The sequence below is a fragment of the Arthrobacter sp. Soil761 genome, assembly GCF_001428325.1.
Taxonomy (GTDB): Bacteria; Actinomycetota; Actinomycetes; order Actinomycetales; family Micrococcaceae; genus Arthrobacter.
The window spans coordinates 165,667-181,827 of record NZ_LMSF01000001.1; the positions used below are offsets into that span (position 1 = coordinate 165,667).

General features: G+C 62.2%; 14 protein-coding genes and 1 pseudogene. 7 read left to right on the forward strand and 8 right to left on the reverse strand.

The window, feature by feature from the left end; genetic code table 11:
* Positions 1 to 604: 604 nt before the first annotated feature.
* The 3 genes from ASG79_RS00825 to ASG79_RS00830 form a co-directional block, all read right to left on the reverse strand.
* A complete protein-coding gene (locus tag ASG79_RS00825) occupies positions 605 to 2,038 on the reverse strand; it encodes an MFS transporter (RefSeq protein WP_056387751.1) in 1,434 nt (477 codons plus the stop codon).
* 262 nt (positions 2,039 to 2,300) lie between these two features.
* Entirely contained in the window at positions 2,301 to 2,696 is a 396-nt protein-coding gene (locus ASG79_RS24420; RefSeq protein ID WP_110504011.1) for a heavy-metal-associated domain-containing protein, read from the reverse strand.
* Between the two features lie 374 nt (positions 2,697 to 3,070).
* Positions 3,071 to 4,357 (reverse strand): MFS transporter, encoded by a 1,287-nt coding sequence (locus tag ASG79_RS00830; protein ID WP_056387753.1) that lies wholly within the window; start codon positions 4,355 to 4,357, stop codon positions 3,071 to 3,073.
* Positions 4,358 to 4,598: 241 nt separating this feature from the next.
* Here ASG79_RS00830 and ASG79_RS00835 point away from each other — a divergent pair, with 241 nt between their 5' ends.
* From ASG79_RS00835 to ASG79_RS00860, 6 genes are all read left to right on the forward strand, one after another.
* A complete protein-coding gene (locus tag ASG79_RS00835) occupies positions 4,599 to 7,055 on the forward strand; it encodes a glycoside hydrolase family 3 C-terminal domain-containing protein (RefSeq protein ID WP_056387762.1) in 2,457 nt (818 codons plus the stop codon).
* Positions 7,056 to 7,058: 3 nt separating this feature from the next.
* Positions 7,059 to 7,700, forward strand: coding sequence for a TetR/AcrR family transcriptional regulator (locus tag ASG79_RS00840; RefSeq protein ID WP_056387765.1), 642 nt, complete (start codon positions 7,059 to 7,061; stop codon positions 7,698 to 7,700).
* 97 nt (positions 7,701 to 7,797) lie between these two features.
* Positions 7,798 to 8,241: a pyridoxamine 5'-phosphate oxidase family protein gene (locus ASG79_RS00845; protein WP_082581628.1), complete on the forward strand. Its 444-nt coding sequence runs from the start codon at positions 7,798 to 7,800 to the stop codon at positions 8,239 to 8,241.
* Positions 8,234 to 8,599, forward strand: coding sequence for a YidH family protein (locus ASG79_RS00850; protein ID WP_056387771.1), 366 nt, complete (start codon positions 8,234 to 8,236; stop codon positions 8,597 to 8,599). Before ASG79_RS00845 ends, ASG79_RS00850 begins: the two co-directional genes overlap by 8 nt.
* Positions 8,596 to 8,934 carry a DUF202 domain-containing protein gene (locus ASG79_RS00855; RefSeq protein WP_056387774.1) on the forward strand — a complete coding sequence of 113 codons (339 nt, stop codon included), beginning with the start codon at positions 8,596 to 8,598 and terminating at the stop codon, positions 8,932 to 8,934. Before ASG79_RS00850 ends, ASG79_RS00855 begins: the two co-directional genes overlap by 4 nt.
* Positions 8,935 to 9,102: 168 nt before the next feature.
* Positions 9,103 to 9,498, forward strand: a complete 396-nt coding sequence (locus tag ASG79_RS00860) for a hypothetical protein (RefSeq protein ID WP_056387777.1) — start codon at positions 9,103 to 9,105, stop codon at positions 9,496 to 9,498.
* A 198-nt stretch (positions 9,499 to 9,696) separates the two neighbouring features.
* On the opposite strand, the gene ASG79_RS00865 is transcribed toward ASG79_RS00860, so the two are convergent.
* The 5 genes from ASG79_RS00865 to ASG79_RS00885 all read right to left on the reverse strand — a co-directional run bounded on the left by ASG79_RS00865 (position 9,697) and on the right by ASG79_RS00885 (position 14,898).
* A complete protein-coding gene (locus tag ASG79_RS00865; RefSeq protein WP_056387780.1) occupies positions 9,697 to 11,853 on the reverse strand; it encodes a glycogen debranching N-terminal domain-containing protein in 2,157 nt (718 codons plus the stop codon).
* Between the two features lie 232 nt (positions 11,854 to 12,085).
* The gene (locus ASG79_RS00870; RefSeq protein ID WP_056387782.1) at positions 12,086 to 12,811 is read right to left on the reverse strand and encodes a winged helix-turn-helix transcriptional regulator; all 726 of its coding nucleotides are present in this window, start codon (positions 12,809 to 12,811) and stop codon (positions 12,086 to 12,088) included.
* A gap of 191 nt (positions 12,812 to 13,002) precedes the next feature.
* A complete protein-coding gene (locus ASG79_RS00875) occupies positions 13,003 to 13,782 on the reverse strand; it encodes an MBL fold metallo-hydrolase (RefSeq protein WP_056387786.1) in 780 nt (259 codons plus the stop codon).
* 36 nt (positions 13,783 to 13,818) lie between these two features.
* Positions 13,819 to 14,241 carry a PAS domain S-box protein gene (locus ASG79_RS00880; protein ID WP_056387787.1) on the reverse strand — a complete coding sequence of 141 codons (423 nt, stop codon included), beginning with the start codon at positions 14,239 to 14,241 and terminating at the stop codon, positions 13,819 to 13,821.
* Positions 14,242 to 14,442: 201 nt separating this feature from the next.
* Complete coding sequence (locus ASG79_RS00885; protein ID WP_235509700.1) at positions 14,443 to 14,898, reverse strand: Lrp/AsnC family transcriptional regulator; 456 nt, start codon at positions 14,896 to 14,898, stop codon at positions 14,443 to 14,445.
* Positions 14,899 to 15,062: 164 nt separating this feature from the next.
* Between ASG79_RS00885 and ald the strand changes: the two are divergent.
* Positions 15,063 to 16,129 (forward strand): annotated as a pseudogene (gene ald, locus ASG79_RS00890) (alanine dehydrogenase).
* Positions 16,130 to 16,161: the final 32 nt, after the last annotated feature.

The window sequence follows — 16,161 nt, forward strand, 5'->3', positions numbered from 1 at the left end:
GGTCCCAAGACCACTCATGAGCACCCAGACTCCGAGGGCGACGGCCGCTGATCACTCGTTCCAGGACGTCTCCGGCGACCGTGTCGACACCAGATAAGCCTGGTATACGAGTGCATCATCATATCTATGGTTAAGAGCAATGACCCGGAGGTGCAGGAAAGCGTAAAGACCATGTGTGCGCGCCCTGCTGACACCGAAATTCTGGCTGATTTGTGGACGGTAGCCAGGATCGGTCCGACCAACTCTGGGGTTCTCGTGGGTACCTGAAGACCTACAAATTCCGATGGCATGTCCTCCAGAATGGGGATACACCAGGGCTAGGCTGGCGGAACAAAGTCGGATTGGGGGATCCCCTGAAGCGCAGAACCGGGTTGTTAGCGGCCAGGAAAACTGCCCATAGGGGCGGGGAAGCCCGGGCCAACCGCCGCTTCGAAGCGTTCCGCGAGGTCCGCCGGCTATTGAACGGTGACCCGGTGGTATCTAGGCGAGGCTCTAGCTGCGCTTTTCGAGCGGACGATACCTGTCACCAAGCATGCGCGCCCCGGCACCGGGGCGCGCATGCTGTACCTTCTCGTCGCCGGAGACAGTCCCTGTCCGGGTCCGCCTAATGAATTCCGGCCGCAGCGGGGGCGTTGGCCTGTGCCGCGGTTCGGGAAGGCAAGGTAGCTGCAGCCAGTATTCCTGCAGCCACCAGCAGCCCAGCCGCGACGGCAAGTGCGCTGCCGTATCCGGCGACCAGTTGGCCTGCCTCGGTGACGGCCGAATGCTGGCTGCTGTTGCTGACCGTTGCAGCAACGCCTGCCAAAACGGCCAGTCCGAGGGCAACGCCGATTTGCTGGGCCGAGTTCAGCAGCGCAGAGGCAATTCCGGCCTCCGTTTCCTTCGTGTAATATACGGCGGCCTGGGTCAGGGCGATAATGCCGAGGCCGAACCCAAGGGCGAGGATGAACATGGCCGGTGCCAGGTACAGCCAGTAGTTCGTGTTTACCTGGATGAAGGAGAACCAGAAGGCAGCCCCGGCACTGAGCAGTGCCCCCGCTGCTGCGATGAGGCGCGCGGCCATCTTCAGCAGCAGCTTAGGCGCGGCCCCTGCCCCGAGCACCAGCCCTGCCGCGAACGGCAGCCAGCTGGCACCGGTCCGCAGAGGGCTGTAATGCTGAACCTGCTGGAGATAAAGGGTGATCACGTAGAAGCTGCCCATGGGACCAATGGCGAGCAGCAGCATGGAGGCGTATGCGCCAGCGCGGCCACGGTCCCGGAACAGCCCCAGTGGGACCAGCGGCGTGCTGCTGCGGGATTGCAGGGCGATAAAGGCAGCCAGCAGCAGGGCTGCAGCGGCTACCAGACCAAGGCCCAGAGGATCCGCGAAACCCTCCTCGCCAAAGCGGGTAATTGCGTACACCAGGGCGACCATGCCGCTGGTTCCCAATACGGCGCCCCTGACATCGAGACTCCCGGCGCGCCGTCCTGCGCTCACCAAGGTCCGGCTGCCCAGGAGCACGAGGATGGCGATGGGTACGTTGATGAAAAAGACCCACCGCCAGCCGAGGGTGTCGGTCAGGACGCCACCAAGAAGCAATCCCACCACAATTCCGAGAGCGGACATCGCGCCGTACAGCGACAGGGCTGCATCACGGGTCTTGCGTTCGGAGAAGGTTGTCGCAATGAGGGCCAGGGCGTTGGGCGCAACCAGTGCTGCTCCCAGTCCCTGAATCGCGCGAGCAGCGATGAGCGTATCGCTGTTGGGACTGAGGCCACCGGCCAGGGAAGCCACAACAAAGAGGGTGAGGCCTGCCTGCAGGATGCGGCGCCGGCCGTAGAGGTCGCCAAGCCGGCCGCCCAGGAGCAGCAGAGCGCCAAATGCGAGGATATATGCATTCACAATCCAGGGCAGATGCACGGCGCTCACCCGGAGTTCCTGCTGGATGCTTGGCAACGCGATGTTCACAATGGAGTCATCGAGCACCAACATCAGCTGGGCGGTCGCGATCACCAGCAGCGGTACCAATCCGCGCTGCTGGCCTGGCTTTCCGGTCATAACATCTCCTCTTAGATTGGCGGGCAGCGGCCCGCAGAAGCTTTGGAAACCCCGAGGGGGCATCACTCTGTTGAATTTGGGGCGTCGCCAACAGGACCCCGCGAAAGTCGAATCCTCCCCGTTGCCGGTTCAGTCCGTTTGTGGTGGACCTGCCGGGGGAATCGTTCGCTGCTGGCTGCACGTGCCCTTCCTCGCGTCTCCCTTTTCGGGAGGGGCGCCGGATTTGAGTGCAACCAGCAGGGGCTCGGGAAGTTGCAGGGGCTCAGTCGCCTACAACTGTGTAATCGGCGGACATGACGGCCTGACGCACAGCGGCTCCGGCGGCCTTACCACCTACAAGGAGGTGGGAAGGGCCGCCGGGAACGAGCTCAATAGCCACAGACTCCACGCCCTCAAGGGCTGAGACGGCCTTCTCAACAGTGCGGGCGCAGTGCCCGCAGGTTAGGCCCTCGAGAGTGAGCTCAGCAGCAGCCGGGGTGAAGGCGGGTGGCGAAAAGGGTTCTGATGAGCAGCAACTGCACGCCGCGCCCGATGGGGCCAGGAGCAGTTGAGTGCGGTTTGCAGATTCAAACATGCCAGTTTCCATTCCTTGACGAAGCATCAATGGCGCTGGGGTTGACGGGCTGTGAGGGGCGGTGCAGGGCACACGCCGGGACATACCATGTCACTGACAACAGTTGAAAGCATACCCCCCAGGGGTATAGGAAGCAAAGTGTGGCCCGGCTGGAACGGCCCTCCGTAACGACGCCAACAGAGGCTCGGTCAGCGTCGCCACAGCGCCAATCTTCGCTTTGTGTCATGGTCCACCGTGTGCACGATGGACAACCTTCGGATGGTCCGCCGGTCAGGCCTCGATGAGAGATGGTTTTACGGATCTTTCGGGTGCCGGCACGATTCCTCAACACACCGGTTATGACGAAGCGCCCGGCTGGCTTTCCCAGCCGGGCGCTTGCCCATTCCTTAGTTCATCGAAGAAGGTCCCCCTGCTTCGGCACATCTGACCCGATGCGGGGGCCAGTCATAAGGACAGTGTCACCGTACTTTCTTCACGGGGAGGATCGTCAGTGCCCCCAACAGGGCGATCCCGGCCGCTACGGCGAGCAGGAGGTCGTAACGGCCACCACCCATGGTAACCAGGGCTGCCGAGACCGCCGGGGCGAGTGTCTGCGGACCTGTCATGGCGATGTTGAATACGCCGAGGTCCTTCGCTGTGTCATCAGGATTCGGAAGGACATCGATGACGAGGGCGAGGTCAACAGCGATGTAGATGCCAAAGCCAATGCCGATGACCAGTTCCGCCCAGTAGAACCCACTGGTGGAGTCGGCCGCAGTGAGCATCCAGGTGCCGATGCCGAAGATTATGGCCGAGGTCCAAATGAAGACTTTCCGCCGCCCTAGCCTGTCGGAGATCCATCCGGCAATCTGGCCGGCCGTAACCAAGGCGAGCGTGTAGATGAGAACGCCGGTTGCCAGTGCGCCGGCCGCATCCTGTTTGGACAGGCCCAGATCCTGCTGTAGGTACAGGAGGCGGAAGGTGACGAACATAAACATCGCCAGGACGACGAGGAAGCGGGAGACCCAGGCGAACGCGAAGTCGGGGTTCTTGCGGGGGTTTACCCAGAAGGTCTTCAGGGCGGTCCGCAACCCGCCTTCTGAGGCAGGGCGGCGCTCCATTGGCCGGTCCGGCAGTACGAAGGCGAAGACAAGGACCAGCACCAGGGCGAGGACGCCGGGGACCAGGAAGAGTAGGAGCATGTTCTGCCCGAAAAGGCTTGCCGAATAGGCTGCGCCGAGGGAGGCTGCCTGGGAAGCAATGCCGATCATGCCGCTTACTTTGCCTCGCTGCCACTGGGGTACCTGGTCTGCCAGGGTCGCCGTATGTGCAGCGACCGCCGCGTTGCCGAGAGCCTGCGCGAAGAACCAGCCGATGCCCAGCACTACGGCATTCGGGGCCGTGGCGATGACGGCCAGGCATGCCAGGAGTCCCAAAGCTCCGGCAACCAGCCAGGGACGGCGGCGGCCGAAACGTCCGACGGTGCGGTCGCTAAGGCGGCCAAAAACGGGGTCGAAGAGGAGGGCTGCGAACGCGCCCATGGAGATGACGGTGCCCAGTGTGGCGGCAACGTCCGGTCCCGGAACCAGAGACTGCACCTTGAGTGTCATGCCGGCGACGATGGGCATAAAAAGGGCAATCATCAGTCCCAGCCGCGCGAGCACCATCGTTGTGATGACACTGGCCTGGGCCTTTTCGACGGGGACGGGAGCGTAGGACAACGAGTTGGGCGCTTCGGGTCCTGCAGCAGAATCAGACACAACCATGGGTCTCATTGCTTTCTATTGGGAGAGGGGAGGCGGGCCAGACGTAGCCCGTGTGATAGGAACCACAGTACCGCAGACCGACCGAGTATGCGGTCGGTTTATCAAATCGTTACTTTTTCGTCGCGCAAAGCTTGTGTTACCGACCGTGTAGTCGGTCGGCGTGCTATCGTTGTGATTCGAAGCACAACAGAAGGGGCACCAGTCCCGAAATTCGCCACTTTCCTGACGAAGGAGTCTTCCGATGAGCGTTCCTGCCACTGATCTTCCTGTCGTGTCCGGCGTGCAGTCGGACTTCATAGATGAAGCGGTGCAGTCCCTTGACCTGACAGGAAAGATCCGGCTGCTTTCCGGTGCAAAGATGTTCAGCCTCTGGGGTGATGCTTCCATTGGCTTGGACGAGATTGTCATGTCTGATGGCCCGACCGGTGTGCGTGGTGAAGAAGTTGTCGGTGGTCGCGAGAGCTGCCTGCTGCCGAACGCCACACTGCTGGCGCAGACGTGGAACTCTGGCGTGCTCGACGAGGTCGGCGCACTTCTGGCAGAGGAAGCCATGGACCAGCAGACCCACATCGTCCTGGGCCCCACGATCAACCTCCACCGCACTCCCCTGGGTGGTCGCCTCTTCGAGTGCTTCAGTGAGGACCCGTACCTCACCGGTGTCCTCGCGGCCGCCTATGTCCGCTCCCTCCAGAGCCGGGGCATCGGAGCGTCCCCGAAACATTTCCTCGCCAACGAATCCGAAATACAGCGCACCACTGTTGACTGCGTCGTTGACGAACAGACCCTGCGGGAGCTTTACCTGCTGCCGTTCGAAATCGTGAATCACGACGCGCAGCCGTGGACCGTGATGGCCTCCTACAACGGCGTAAACGGCGTCACCGCCACGGAGCACGATGAGCTCCTCAATGACATTCTGAAAAAAGAGTGGGGCTTTGACGGGCTTGTCATGTCCGACTGGTTCGCCACAAAGACGGCCGCGGAAAGCGCGAACGCCGGCCTGGACCTGGTGATGCCCGGGCCCGAAACGGTCTGGAGCACATCCCTGGAGAAAGCCGTGCGTTCCGGCGACGTCCCCGAAGAAGCCATCGATGACCACGTTCGCCGGTTACTGATTCTTGCCGCCCGGGTCGGCGCCTTCGGCACACGGCGTGACTGGCCCGCTGACATTGCCCGGCCCGACAGCGGAGTCCGCCGCGAACAGCTGCGAAGGATCGCTGCCCAGGGCATGGCAGTGCTCAAGAATGACAACGCCACCCTTCCGCTCGCCAACGAAACGGGGACCGTGGCCGTGATCGGTCGCCACGCTACTGACACCGTCGCCCAGGGCGGCGGCTCCGCCCGGGTCCGCCCGCCGCACATTGTGAGCATCGCAGATGGCCTTACGTCCGCGCTCGGCCCGGGGGCCACGATCGTGGACGGGGTGGAAACCAGGACGCGAATGGTGGCCGCGCCTGCCTCGACTGTGCGCGATCCCGAAAACGGCACTCCCGGGATGCGGGTCCGCGCTCTCGACGAGCAGGGCAACGTCATTGAGTCCCGCCACTTTGACGTAGCCGAACTTGAAGTAGCTGACGATGGTTGGCTCGCAAATGCGGTCAGGATCGAGCTCTCGGCCGACGTCGCCATGTCGTCACCGGCCCGGATGCGCGTCGGCGTGATCGGACCCGGCCAATGGACCGTGACGGCGCCCGGCCACCACGAGACGTTCGCCGTAACCCCGCATGATGGTCCCGGCGGCGGCCTTCACCGGCCCAAGAGCCACGTCGCAGTGGTGCCCTTGGAAGCCGGCGCCAGGATTACCGCCACCACCGGGCCCCACTTCGAAATGAGAATCATCGGGCTCGTCGTCACAGCGGCCGCCCGCCCCGCCGCCGCCGCGATCCGTGAGGCCGTGGTGGCAGCGGCATCGGCTGACACTGCCATTGTCGTCGTCGGCAACACCCAGGAACAGGAAACCGAAGGCCAGGACAAGAAAACGCTGGCATTGCCCGGCGACCAGGACGCCCTCGTGGCCGCCGTCGCCGCCGTCGCACGGCGTACTGTCGTCATCGTGAACGCCGCCACACCGGTCCTCATGCCCTGGCTTGATAATGTCGACGCCGTGCTCTTCGCCGGGCTCCCCGGGCAGGAAGCAGGAGACGCAGTCGCTGCAGCGCTGACCGGTGACATCGAACCGTCGGGGCGACTCGTTACCACCTTCCCCGCCCGTGACGGCGAAGGGCCGGCCTGGGGGACCATGCCCACCGACGGGCGTCTCGAGTACGCGGAAGGGCCGCGAGTAGGCTACCGAGGATGGCACCAATCCGGGACACAGCCCTTGTTCTGGTTCGGCCACGGCCTCGGCTACACTTCCTGGGACTACACCTCAGCGCACATCACCGGGCAGGACGGGACGGGGGTTAAAGCCGTTGCCGTGGCCCTGACCAACACAGGTCAGCGTTCCGGCAGGGAAACCGTGCAGGTCTACCGCGTCCCCGCCGGCGAGGATCAGCCTGCACGTCTTATCGGATGGGCACAGGTTTCCCTCGATCCCGGGCAGAGCGCTACTGTTCAGGTTGAGTGTGATCTCCGAACCCAGCGGATCTGGGACGTGGAAGAACACATATGGCTGCCGCTCTCCGGCGGTTCAATCGTGATTGCGCGTGGCCTCGGCGATCCCCGCATCACGGTTCCGCTCGAAAACGGACAGGAGTCCTAAGGCATGTCTTACCCACCCGGCTACCGCATTGAACGCGAGCGGAACCGCACGGAAAAGGCCGGCGACATCGCCCGGGCCAAGGCCATCCAGGCGGCGATTGAGCTGTTCTCGACCAGCGGGTACAACAAGTCCTCCATCGCCGAGGTAGCACTCCGGACCGGGCTGTCCCAGTCAGGCCTCCTCCACCATTTCCCCAACAAGACCGCCCTGCTCACTGCGGTGCTCGAACAGCGGGAAAAGGAAGACAGCGAATTCCTCTTCGGAGAAGGCGCGGCACCCATGGGATGGGCGGCCTTCGACTCGCTCGTCGCCCTCGTTGCCCGCAACTCCACCCGGCCGGAGTGGATCGGCCTGTTCGTCCGGATCTCGGCAGAAGCCACCGAAGCCAAACACCCGGCAAACCAATGGATGCTCGATCACTACCGCAGCACCCGGGAATGGCTCACCCAAGCCATCGAGGACGGCAAGCGAACGGGCGAGATCCTCCCGGACGCCCCCGTTGAAGCCATCGTCCGCAACACCATCGCCGTGCTTGACGGGCTCCAGCAGCAATGGGTGGCCGAACCGCACAGCATGTCAATGGTCGCGGAGCTCCGGGTGTACCTTGACCAGCTTCGTGCTACCTGGGGAAACTCTCAGCAGTAACCACAGCACCTGCCAGGCCCAGTTGCCCGCCGCGCGTACCAGTCGAGCGTGCGGGGCATTCTGGCGTACCCGTTCCCACCCTGAAAGGCGCCCCCTCATGCCCGCTCTCCCCCAGCACATGTACGACTTCATCTCCCAACCCAATCCTGCAGTCATGTCCACGGTCGCCTCCGACGGGCGCCCTGTCAGCGTCCAGATCGTCTATCTCGCCGAAGATGCCGGGCACATCCTCCTGAGCATCGCTTCCGGAAATTCCCGCGGCGGCCGGCTCCAGCACCTGCGAGAAGACCCCCGCATGTCCCTCACCGTGCTCAAGAACGACGACTGGACAGAGGCCGTCACCGTTCTGGGAACCGCCGTTGAATTCTTCGACGACAAGGACCTCCAGATCATCGATGCCATGACCACCCACTACTTCGGTGCGCCCTACGCGATCCGCAACCCGCGCACGGCAGTGAGGGTCCGCATCGACGAATGGACCGAACACTCCAACGCGATGTTCCGCATCAACAAAGCCGGAGAAGGCGAGACAGTTGGCTGAGCTCAATCGCTTTCCCAAAAGAGTCTTCAGCCAGGGAGATGAACCGGACCCACGGTTCAGCCTCGCTAATGAACGCACCTTCCTGGCGTGGATCCGCACCGCACTGGCTTTACTCGCCGGCGGGGTCGCTCTCGAGGCACTGGGCCTCGGCATCCATCCCGGGTACCGGCTCTCTGCGTCCATCCTGCTGATCCTCAGCGGGATCATGTCGGCCATCCAGGCCTGGGGCGGGTGGACGAGGACGGAACAGGCCCTGCGGAAGAGTTCACCCCTTCCCCCGACGATCCTCTCGCTCCCCCTGACTGTTCTGCTGGTAGCGGTTGCGGTCCTGGTTCTGATTGGAATCGTTCTGAAGTGACCGGGCTCTTCGATCCCGGTCTCCAACCGGAGCGCACGGGTCTGGCCTGGCAACGGACCTGTCTTGCGTTCCTCGCAGGCTCCCTCGTCGCCATGAAGGTCCTTCCGCCCATCCTGGGGCCCTGGTCACTGCTGTTGGGTGTGGCGGGCGTTCTGGAGTCCGTGCTCTTACTGTTTGTGGTCCGTCGGCGATACCTCCAGCACCATCAAATTCTCACAGCCCCGGACGGGCCACCTGCCCGGGCCGCCGACGGCTTCCTTCCGGCCGCTCTTGGCGCCTCGACATTGGTTGCAGGGTTTGTTTCGCTGGCTCTGGTCCTGACAATCCGGCTTTAGGGACGTCGTCGGATATTCCGCCCTGGAGAGGGCAACTGCGTGGAACAGTGTGTTCAGTATCGGGGGCGGTACAGCTTTCGTACTTGTCCGGTCTACAGAGCAGGGCGCTGAATTGAAGCAAGGCGTCACCGCTGACGCCTTAAACCACGAAGGAGTAGACGAAGAACTATGACTACAGACCTCTCGCGCATGCAGAAGGCCAATTTTGTCGACGAGGACAATTACGAACTCATCACTATCGGGCGGATCACGAAGAGGATGGTGACCCTTGACGGGGCCAGCGCCGTTCTCGTCCGCTTTCCGGTGGGGGCATCAGTGACGGAGGATGCGGTCAAGACCGGAATTCTCGACACGGATATGTGTCCTATGCCGCATGTCGCCTACATCCTGGAAGGCAGTTTGGGGGTGCGCCAGCGTACCGGATCCGAGGAGGAATTCTCAGCCGGAGATCTTATGATGCTGCCGCCGGAGCATGAAGCATGGACCGTCGGGGACAGGGACTGCGTCTTTATCGAATTCATGCGTGGGACCAGTGACGTCTACGACTACTGGCCGGAGCACTGAGCGGGCGCGTAGGCGCCATGTGAAGTGCGGGCACGATGAGCGCTGAAGATAGCGCTCATCATGCCACGTCTCCCGTTGGGCAAGTCGCCGCGCCTAACGGGAGGCGTGCCAGAAGTCATCATCTAACTGTTCGCCGGCTTCGTCCCAGAGGGGATGGCGGCGCTGTAACATCGAGGGTGTTGACGACAGCCAGGCTGCCTACTTCCGTCGCCGGCGGTCTGCCTGTTCGACCAGTTCCGTAATCCATGGCCGATGTCCGCGTCGAAATTCCATCCACTCAGGCAGGCCCTGAATAGAGGGGCCGGACCTATCGATGTCGATGGTGATCCGGCCGCCACCAACAGGTGCGTTGGTGATGTGCAGATCACCATAGGCTTCCGGAAGCACAGGATCCATCCACAGTCCCCGACGGGAGACATGAACGTCGTACCGCATCAGGTTCGTCACCAGGAGGATCGGGGCCGTTGCTGCCCAAGCCTGGGGCGAACACGCCGTTGGATAAGGTACGGGTTCGGCGAACTGATCACGGCTGAAGCCGCAGAAGAGCTCGGGCAAGCGCCCGCCCGAGAATTCGGCGGCTTCCAATATCGCAGTGGTAATGCGCTGTGCTTCCGCCACGAAGCCGTATCGCAACAGACCGGCAGCGATGATTGCATTGTCGTGGGGCCATACCGAGCCGTTGTGATAGCTGGCCGGGTTATATGCGCCCATGTTGCTGGCCAAGGTCCGTATACCCCAGCCGCTGAACATCTCCGGAGACATAAGCCGCTCGGCAACCTGCGGAGCCTTGTCCTCGTCTACGAGTCCGTAGACCAGACAGTGGCCCATGTTGGAAGCACACGCGTCCACCTGTCGCTTCCTGCCGTCGAGTGCGATTGCATAGTACCCCCGGTCCGGCATCCAGAACTGCTCGTTAAATCTCCGCTTCAGTTCCGCCGCCCGATCGGCGAGATCATCTCCCCGTGCCGTGTCGCCCGCGTCGTATGCCATCCAGGCACGCGCGGTATACGCAGCATAGACATAGGCCTGGACTTCACAGAGCGCGATCGGGGGCTCCGCAAGTGTTCCATCGGCAAAATTGATGCCGTCCCAGGAGTCTTTCCAGCCTTGGTTTATCAGGCCCTGGTCGTTGAGCCGTTCATATTCGACGAAACCGTCGCCGTCCTTGTCCCCGTAGTGACGTATCCATTCCAGGGCGCGGTCCGCGTGGGGCAGCAAACCGGCGATAATATCCGCACCGAATCCCCACCGGCTGACGGCTCCGAGCACATCCACAAATAACGGAGTCGCGTCGACGCTCCCGTAGTAGGCTGATTTGCCTCCAAGGGCCAAACCGGCATTGAGGCTAAGCCTTACTTCGTGCAGGATCTTGCCGGGCTCCTCCTCCGTCAGTGGGTCCACGACGCTTCCTTGCCGGTCCGCCAGCGTCTGCAGCGTCCCCAAAGCCAGTGAGGGATCCACCGGTAACGCCATTTCCGAGGCCCACAGGGAATCCCGGCCAAAGAGCGTCATGAACCACGGCGCACCTGCCGCCACCACAACGCGTTCGGGATGATCCGGATCCTCGATCCGGAGGGCACCCAAGTCGTCGTAGCTCCGCCGTAACGTCCGCTCAATGGATCGGTTACCCATGCGAACGACGGGAATCCTGGCAACCCATTCCTTGCGGCGCCGGTCACTGGGGGACAACTCCTCCCCCTCAGGGTGGACAAGGGTGGCGCTCCGGCCAGAGCCTTCAACCTCAACCCGGGCACTGACGACAGCGCTCCAGTCCCCTTGCGGTGGGACAGATACCAGAAAGGTGACCCCCTCCGGCTTCACCTCTGCTCCCGGAGCCTGAATAACCACCCGTTTTCGCATGCCTTGCCAGACACCGGAAATGGTCAGCTGGTCCCCATCCACGTACCGGGTTGCGTCCCACGCACGCTGGATCCGGGCTTCCTTCACTTCAAAAAGGTCCGCGAAGTCAGCTTCAACCTCGAGGGAAATCGCGCATTCGACGGGTTTGGTTGAATAATTGCGTACGGTAAGTCGCTCCTGAATACCCGCGCCGACTTCCCGCAGGCGCTCCACGATCAGCGGGCTGTCCGCATATCCGTCGGAACGGGGAACGCGACCTGCAAACAGGGCCCGGAACGGCTCGCGCGTCTCGGCAGCCAGGGACTCAAGCGGATGACTGTTAACTGTCAGGTTCCAGCGGGACAGGAATCGGGTGTCCTGCACGAACAGGCCATGCGGGTGCTCGGGATGAATGTCGCCATTGGGCAAAGAAATGCAGAACGAGGTTTCCTCGACCAGGGTGACGGTCCCTGCCCCTACTGGGCCGGCAGCCGTGTCAGCATTCCATCCAGCCATCCTGGTTCCTCCAAGAAAGCAGCGCCGGCACAACGTGGTCTCTTAGACACGCTTGGGCGACGGCACCTCTGTTTACTTGACCCTACTCTCCCCCGGCTAAGGGGTGTAGACCCTGTTTCATATCCCTGCATGGCATCCAGAAACAGGACCCAGTGCAACGTACCTGTATAGCAGGAAGCCGGGAAAAGGCGGGCCTGTCAACCGCGGGGCACCGTATGGTGGGCGCTGACCGTTAGGAAGCTGCCCGAGGGGCGAACCAGCCGGAGAAGTCCGCAGCCCACTCTTGCGGGCCAACAAACCCGATGGAGCCCAGCTGCCGCGCCTCCTCACAGCGGCGCAGACCCCACCAGAGGTCGTAGAGCACCCGCGGGGCGACATGAACCTGAAGATCCGGGACACGTTCTGCGCGGCCGATGCTCGCGGTTGTCTTGCTGTTCTCTGTGCAGATCCAGCCATGAAGGGGAGCTCCCCTGACGTTGTCGAACTCGAACCCCAGGACAATCGACTTCCTGGGCAGGGAATCTGTCACAAGGCCGCGGCCCATGTGTTCGAGCAGCGTGCCAAGCCCTGTCCGCAGGTCATTCTCAAAGGGCGCATGCCAATGACTCGCCCAGAGGCCCAGCGACTCCAAGGTCTGCCGCAGCGCGTAGCCGACCGGCGTCAGTCTGTAGCGTCGTGAGCCGCGGGGGCCGGTTTCATCGTTGCGAACGACAAGCTCCAGCTGGACCAGGCGCTTGAGCCGCTGGGAAAGCAGTGTCCGCGAAAGGTCAGGCAGGGCCCGGGACATATCGTTGAACCCCATTTCACCGCAGAGGAGTTCGCGCACGATCAATAGGGACCAGCGGTCACCCAGCAGCCGCAGCCCTTGTGATATCGACCAATAATCGGCACTCGGGCGCCCTGCTGTTTTCGCCAGGTCGTCTTGTTCCCGGGTGAACTGCTCCGCAATGGTCGTCATCGTCCCTGAACTCCAAGCGATCCGTGAGTTGTGCTGCCACCATTCTTCCCGACCCTTCGAGGTGCTGTGTGTGCGCCACGCACATAAGTTGATGCCCGCCTGTCCGTCGCAGGCCTTCACCGGTTCTGCCTTTAAGCAAGAATCGAAGGTTGGCCGATAACCGTCCAACCTTCGATTCTGCGGTCCGTTTGCTAGAGCCGGATGTCTGCAGACTCCCCCGGTTTCAAGGCGATGAGGAGTTCGCTGAGCCCGGCATCTGCGAAAAGCTTGCTGATCTGGTCAGCATTCTGGCTGAAATGTTCCCACGAATCCTCGTGCACTGGAACGACCTTCTTGACACCCATGATCTTGGCCGCCTCCAGGGCCCGGTCATTGCTGAGGGTGATGTACGCGCCATCTGCGATCACATCGAATTTTGCGCCGCCGACGAAGAGCACAGCGATATCAATGGCTGGAAAACGATCCGCAATTTCGCGCACGATATCCAGCTCGGAGTTATCACCGTTGATGTAAATCGTCGGCATGCCCTCTGCTTCGAGGACAAAGCCAATAACGGGCCCGAGTGCGTCCCACACGCCCTCCGGGCCATGATGCGCCGGCACTGCCGTGATTTTCATCTGCCTGCCATCGGGAAGCGTAACGGTATGAGTCTCGTAGTCGCTGGTCCCGCTGACGTTGGGGCCGAAGTTCTTCGCAGCCTCCGTCGTGGTGAGGGCAAGCGGCACCATCGTCAGAAAACCCCGGCCGGCCACGTCCAGATTGTCGATGTGCTCGTGGGAGGCGAGTGCCAGGTCAACGTGGCCAAGCTCCTCGGGGGTGGCGCTGGGGGCGAGCTTCTTGATGACGGGTCCGGCGATTGGGTGGTGGTAGACCTGGGGGGAATCGAAGGTGGGGTCAGTGATCATCCGGTAGCCGGCGATCTCGAGGAGCAGGGTCGGTCCTCCAATGAGGGTTACTTTGACGTCGTCCATAATTTCAGTCCTTATCGGGTCGGTGGGGGCCGGGGTTCAGCTCTTGCTCGTCATTTGAGCCGTGATGTCTTCCGCCCCGTGCAGGACATAGACGAGCTTGCCGTCACCATCGAAAGCCGGAGCGTTCAGGGGCTGGAACCACCGGGGCTCGAAAATCCCGTCTGAGTTCTCGATGTCATACCGAACAGGCGGAAGAATATCGATCTTGCCGGTTTCGACAACACGCTCGATGGAGCTGCGCAGAATCTCTGTTCCCTTGGCGTCAGGGTTGTCCGGGTTGTCCGGAAAAGCCTCGAGGATGTCCATGCCGACGATTCCCTCGCGGCTCTTTCCCGTAGATGCAAGGAACGAGTCAGTGGCAGCGACGATCGTTCTGTCGGGGGTGACGATGATGTATTGGTTCGGCAGACTTTCGAAGATTTTCTGAAAGTCGGGGTTACGTGCATCTGAGGATGACACTTCGACTCCTTTCCCTGATGAGCGACTCTTTCGCGTCTCGTATTGCCATTGCAGCAGGTGGGGCCGTCCCCCACTAGTGCAATACATGGACTGGAAGGAGTCAGCGTCCCTGCTGTTTCGCCGACCAGGGCCTGCCGCAGATGCCGGGAAAAACGGGGATGCCCTTTGGCTTGGGCCATCGGCGGCATTTGTCCCAGATCCCTAGAGTCCGAAGGCGGTTCCGTGGCCATGCTCGAACACGAGGTTGGTCTGGGTGCCTGCGACGGCAGGATTCGATGACAGATGGTCCAGTACGAATTGACGGATGTGCTCGGTATTCCTGGCCGTGATGTGGATCAGGAAATCATCTGCACCGCCAAGAACGAAGAATTGCTTGATCTCGGGCAGGTCCCGCAACTCATTTCCGAAGGCATTCATCAGGTGCCGGGCCCCAGGCCTAAGCCGCACGCTGACCAGGGCCTGGAGGGGCAGGCCCATTGCTTCGGGTGCGACTTCGACGGTGAACCGCTTGATTACCCCCGACTCTTTGAGCGCCTTGAGGCGGGCAAGACAGGTTGACGGCGCAAGTCCGAGGGCCTCCGACAACGACTGATTGGTACGCCTTGAATTATTGGACAGCAGGCCTAGAAGCTTGTGGTCCACTTCGTCCAATGGCACCTGTTGCAGTTTCTGCGAGTCCGACACTCTGTAACGCTCCTCACAATGCAGGAATTAATCAGCTGCTTCCATTCTGCCGCAGATCCTGCGAGCAACGCGCAGCTCTCCGCATTTTCTGTCATTCTCTTCCCCACAAGCATCAATCTCGTCAGAAAGCATGAGTCATGATCATCTCCGTCCCCAAGGAAATCAAGAACAACGAGTTCCGCGTCGCCATCACGGCCGCCGGCGTGTATGAATTCAAAGCAAACGGCCACGACGTGCTCGTGGAAACCGGTGCCGGCGCTGGTTCCGGCATCAGCGATCAGGTGTACGCACTCGCCGGAGCCGAGATCGTACAGAGTGCAGAAGAGGCCTGGGCGCGGGCCGACATGGTGATGAAGGTCAAGGAACCCGTGGCATCCGAATACCGCCACTTCCGCGAGGGCCTGCTACTTTTCACCTACCTTCACCTCGCAGCGGAACCCGCACTGACCCAGGCGCTTGTCGACTCCGGCGTCACGGCCATCGCCTACGAGACCGTCCAGGAAGGCCGAACGCTGCCGCTGCTCGCACCCATGTCCGAGGTGGCCGGCAGGCTCTCCGTCCAGGTCGGTGCGACCTCGCTCATGGCGCCGGCAGGGGGCAAGGGTGTGCTGCTCGGTGGCGTTCCGGGCGTCCGTCCCGCCAAGGTTGTCGTCCTCGGTGCAGGTGTCGCAGGCACCAACGCCGCGGCCATGGCGCTCGGCCTCGGCGCCGACGTCACCATCCTGGACATCAACATCAACCGGCTGCGCGAACTCGACGCCCAGTACCAGGGCCGGCTCAAGACCGTGGCGTCGAACTCGTACGAGATCGAAAAGTCAGTTATCGATGCAGATCTCGTCATCGGCTCCGTCCTGATTCCGGGAGCGAAGGCACCCAAGCTCGTCACCAACGACCTCGTGGCCCGGATGAAGCCCGGCTCGGTCCTGGTGGACATCGCGGTGGACCAGGGCGGCTGCTTCGAGGACACGCACCCCACCACGCCAACATGCCCGGCGCTGTCCCGAACACCTCCACCTACGCGCTGACCAACGTCACGCTCCGCTACGCGGTGGCTTTGGCCAACTACGGCGTCAAAGGTGCTTTCGACCGGCTCCCCGCTCTGGCCGGCGGTCTGAACGTGGCGGCGGGAAAGGTCACTCACAAGTCTGTCAGCGATGCCCATGGACATAACCTCGCCGACTGGCAGGACCTCGTAACGGTTTAGGACATCGGCTGTGCCTGCCCGATAGAAGGCAG